This is a genomic window from Tardiphaga sp. (assembly GCF_028290495.1).
Taxonomy (GTDB): domain Bacteria; phylum Pseudomonadota; class Alphaproteobacteria; order Rhizobiales; family Xanthobacteraceae; genus Tardiphaga.
The window spans coordinates 1-4,471 of sequence record NZ_JAQGJT010000107.1 but is presented as its reverse complement, the minus strand read 5'-3'; the positions used below and the strand labels follow the sequence as shown (position 1 = coordinate 4,471).

General features: G+C 61.5%; 3 protein-coding genes and 1 pseudogene. All 4 read right to left on the bottom strand.

Going from position 1 to position 4,471, the window contains the following annotated elements:
* A pseudogene (gene rpsL, locus JWQ24_RS16665) lies at window positions 1–107 on the bottom strand (30S ribosomal protein S12); the annotation flags it as partial.
* 851 nt (window positions 108–958) lie between these two features.
* On the bottom strand, window positions 959–1,516 hold the full coding sequence (locus JWQ24_RS28600; RefSeq protein ID WP_366521449.1) for a hypothetical protein: 558 nt from the start codon (window positions 1,514–1,516) through the stop codon (window positions 959–961).
* Window positions 1,517–1,539: 23 nt separating this feature from the next.
* Window positions 1,540–2,739: an HWE histidine kinase domain-containing protein gene (locus tag JWQ24_RS16650; RefSeq protein WP_299810208.1), complete on the bottom strand. Its 1,200-nt coding sequence runs from the start codon at window positions 2,737–2,739 to the stop codon at window positions 1,540–1,542.
* A 159-nt stretch (window positions 2,740–2,898) separates the two neighbouring features.
* The coding region (locus tag JWQ24_RS16645; protein ID WP_299810206.1) for an ABC transporter ATP-binding protein at window positions 2,899–4,471 on the bottom strand (1,573 nt) is incomplete at its 5' end.

The window sequence follows — 4,471 nt, the reverse complement described above, 5'->3', positions numbered from 1 at the left end:
CGCGTACAAACGCCACGCTTCTGCGGCGACTGCTGCAGCGCCGGCACCTTCTTGCGCGACTTCTGAACGACACGCGGACTTGCGATCAGCTGGTTGATCGTCGGCATCTTCGCCTTCACCCTTGTTCAGGCGAAGCCATAACGGCTTCGCAAATTGTTTGGGGCCACCTGCCCCATCGTTCGGCTCACTTGAAAGGCTTCACGCAAAACGAAATCACGCCGACCGCTCATCACTGAGCAGAAAGCGTTTCACGCTACAGAGGACCTCGATCGTGACTATTCGGCTTACGCCGTATAGCCTGCACCAAGATCATGCAATCGGATCTGCCTCAAGAGGACCTACTCAGGAGACGGACGTTTTGGCATTGCCTAGCTATAATCGACAGCGTTTGAGCTTCTTGGGTCGAGGTTGGTGCCCGCTCCTGCCCTGAAAGGCCGGGTCCCGAAGGACGTTAGAGGGTGGTCCGTTCCGACATTTACGAAGCTCACCGCCTGTCGGTGAGTGCGCGGGTTTTATCCCCGGGGTATCCCCAAGTCAACACTAAAGCGCAGGCATTAAAACGCTTCTGCCATCGGCGCTTCTAGCATGTCGGCGGCATCAAAAACACGCTGGATTCATTGGGTTTGCGAGGCATCCACCGGAATTCCGCACAGCAAATAGATTGCGATTTGATGAAGGGGAAATGACGTTTTCGAAGCGCTGTTCGGAGGTGTTTGGAACCAGGTCGGACGGAATCGGCAGAATCGGGGACGAATCTGCTTCTCCGTGGCACGCCAACGGAAGAATCGGAGAATCGCGGCCTAACCGGCCGGCTCGGAGGGCGGGGACACCGACGGAGGCGGCTTCCCGCCGGGGTGCGGACGACGCCGTTGGCGAAGCCGGTTCCGCAGCAGGTGGTAGCCACGCAATCGCAGGGCTTCCAGCGCATAGGTGTCCGACCGCTCGTTGCCGACGTCGATCAGCAGATCCACCACGCGCCGTCCGTCACAGAGTTGCGACCTAAGCCAGCTTCCGGGGAACAGGAATCGATGGTCGGTCCAGCCAGGAGCTGCCCGGCCACCTTGTCGACCAGCAGCGCCCCCGAAGCACAGCCCTGTTCGCCAAGATCGGCGACCAAGCGGCGCACGAAGGCGGCGCCTTCAGCGCTGGACAGCAATGCCGTTCCCCGCACCCCTTCCAACTTCCGGCCTTGAGCACCAGAAAAGCTTCGAAGGCCAGCCGCACCGCCGACACCGACACCGACAAGGTGTTCACCGACGTCGAGCGGTTGTGCAACGTGCACATTCCAGACTGACTTGCGAGCGAAGGCATGGCGATCGACAAGATCGCCGCGTTCTATGACGATCCGGGCAGAATCCGATGCGACGCGCGGTCGACAACGAAAGCCTGGCACCTCAGGTCGTTGACGCTTTGCAACAGTCCCTACTGGCGCACACAGCGCTGGCTGCGCTTCCGGGCGCGATTTGGCGAAGGTCCGCCTGCATGCGTGGCGAAAACGCTCCAGCGCCCGCACCACGGCTTCGCAGGAGGTCGCCGCTATCAGGCCTTCGGCACCAGCGAGCTGAGAGGCACGTCGAGCTCGTAGACGAAGCCGGAGGGATCATAGCTGAGCTCGACCTGGCCGCTGAGCTGCTGGCCGAGGGAGCCCATCATCCGGGTCCCGAAGCTGCGCCGGGTCGGCGCCTGCACCGGCGGCCCGCCGCTTTCGCGCCAGACCAGCTTGAGACGTTCGGTCGCCTCGTTAATTTGCCAGTTGATGTCGATGCGGCCGGTCGGAACCGACAGCGCGCCGAATTTGGTGGTGTTGGTGCACAACTCGTTGAGCGTCATCGCCAGCGCGATCACGGCGCCGGAGGTAATCTTGATGTCCGGGCCGGTAATCGTGAAACGGCCCTCGCTCTGGCTGTCATACGCCTCGGTGGCGCCGCGGATGATGTGCGCCAGCCCGGCATTGGCCCATGAGACCTGCAGCAACAGGTCGTGGGCGCGACCGAGCGCCAGCAGCCGGCCTTCAATCGCCTGCTGACCATGCGCGATGCTGGTGGCGGTGCGCAGGCTCTGCGAGGCAATCGCGCTTACGGTTGCCAGCGTATTCTTGATACGGTGATGCAGTTCGTCGAGGATCAGTTTCTGCAGCTTGTCGGCGGCCTCGCGCTCCTTGGCATCGATACCGGCCTGGGCCAGCAATACCTTGGCATCGATCGAAGCCTGTTCGAGCAGGAGGCGAAGGCTGTCGTTCTCTGCGGTAAGAAATTCCTGCGCCGTCGGATGGTGATCGGGTTCTTCGACGGCGTGCGCTTCGGTCATCAGTGGCAGCGTCTGCATTTCAGCGCTGATCGTGGGCATAACCGCCAGCATGCCGTTTCCGATCATCGCCTTGATCTCGGCGACCATCTGCGTGATTTCAAGCGGCTTGCTGAAAAAGCGCGCGCCGCTGGGCTTCTCCGCTTCGGTCAGCTTGATCTGGCCTGACACCAGGATGATTTTGATCGTCGGCCAACGGGCATGCACCGCATGCGCCAGTTTCAGACCGTCCATTAGGCCGGGCATCTGGATGTCGGTGAACAGCAGCGAGATGTCGGAGCGCGATTCCAATATGGTCATCGCCTCGTCGGCATTGATAGCCTCGACGGGGTTGAAGCCGGCGTCTTCGACAATATCGACCGCGCGCATGCGCAGCACCATTTCGTCTTCGACGACCAGAACATTCGGCGGCGCGACGGGACGATTTGAACTCATATCGACGGGGCTCTTCGAGGGAGCCAGGCAAAATATCGTCGGGCCAGGTGCTCAGTGGCTTCGACCAGACCGACGTCGTTGGCGTGCGAATTCGCGCTCATTCGGCCGGTACCGTACATTGCTGCGCCTTTTCGCCCGTAATTGCGAGGAAAATCCGGCTCAGTCCTCGTCATCCTCCTCATCGTCGTCATCCGCATCGGCCTCCCCGTGCGCCTGCAGGCCTTGATCGTCCCAAAGCTTGCGATAGACGCCGTTCAGTGCCAGCAACTCGGTATGCGAGCCGCGTTCGATCGCCTGGCCGTCGGCGATGACGATGATCTCGTCCATCTCCACCACCGAGGTCAGCCGGTGGGTCGAGAAGATCATGGTACGGCCACGGGCAAGCTTGAGCAGCGTCTGGTTGATCGCCGCTTCCGTGGTCTGGTCGAGCGCCGAGGTGGCCTCGTCGAGCAACAGCACGGATGGATTGCGGACGATCGCGCGGGCAATTGCAATGCGCTGACGCTGGCCGCCGGACAGCGTGTCGCCGCGCTCGCCGACCAGAGTGTCGTATTTCTGCGGCAGGCTCATGATGTAGCGATGGATCTCGGCCCGGCGCGCCGCCTGCTCGACCTCTTCGTCGGTGGCGCCCTCCTTGCCGAGCCGGATATTTTCCCGGATCGACATGTTGAACAGCATGTTTTCCTGGAACACCACCGCCATGCCCTTGCGCAGCGACTCCCGCGTGACCCTGCGGATATCGACGCCGTCGATGGTTACGCGCCCCTCATCCGGCACGTAGAGCCGCAGGATCAGGTTGAGCAGCGTGCTCTTGCCGGAGCCGCTGGGGCCGACAATGGCAATGGTTTTTCCGACATTGAGCTTCAGGCTGAAATTGTCGAGGACTGGCGTCTGGCTGTTTTCATATTGGAAGGTGACGCGGTCGAAAGTGATGTCGTTGGTGATGCGCGGCAGATCGGGCGCGCCTGGACGATCGGCGCCGCGGGTCGGCTCGTCGAGCAATTCCTGCATGTGACGCACGGCGGCGGCCGACTGGATCGACACCGGGATGAAATGCATCAGATGCGCGATGTTATACGACACCTCCCAGAACGCGCTTTCGAACGTCACGAAGGTCCCAATGGTGATCTGGCCCTTGGTCGCGAGATAGGCGCCGATCGCGAGCACCACGAGGTGCAGCAGCAGCACGGAGATCGTGACGGAGCGCTCCACCATGGTCGATAAAAAAACCGCGGAAGCGGTTTTCTGACGCACGTCGTTGTTGCGCAGCGTGAACCAGCCGAACGTGCGGCGTTGCAGGCTGAAGGCCTTGACCACGGCCTGCGCCGCGACGTTTTCCTGCACCATGCCGAGCAGCGACGATTCGTTGAGTTTCTGTTCGTAGTTCGCCTGCACCGCCTTTGGGGTCAGGATGCGCGGGCCGATCAGCGTGATCGGAAACACCAGGAGCGCTACCGCGGCGAGCTGCCAGTTCAGGAACAGCATCAGGATGATGCCCGCGATCAATTCCAGAAACGGCAGTGCGGCGCTGTTGGCAAAACTCTTGATCGATCCTTCGAACGCCGAAAGATCGATGGAGAACCGCGACAGGATTTCGCCGCGATTGGTGCGCGCGAAATAGGCCGACGGCAAATTCTGGACATGCTCGAACAGGCGCGACCTCACGTCCGAAATAACGCCAGCGGCGAGCCTTGCATCCCAACGTTCGTACCAGACCGCCACGATAGAGGTG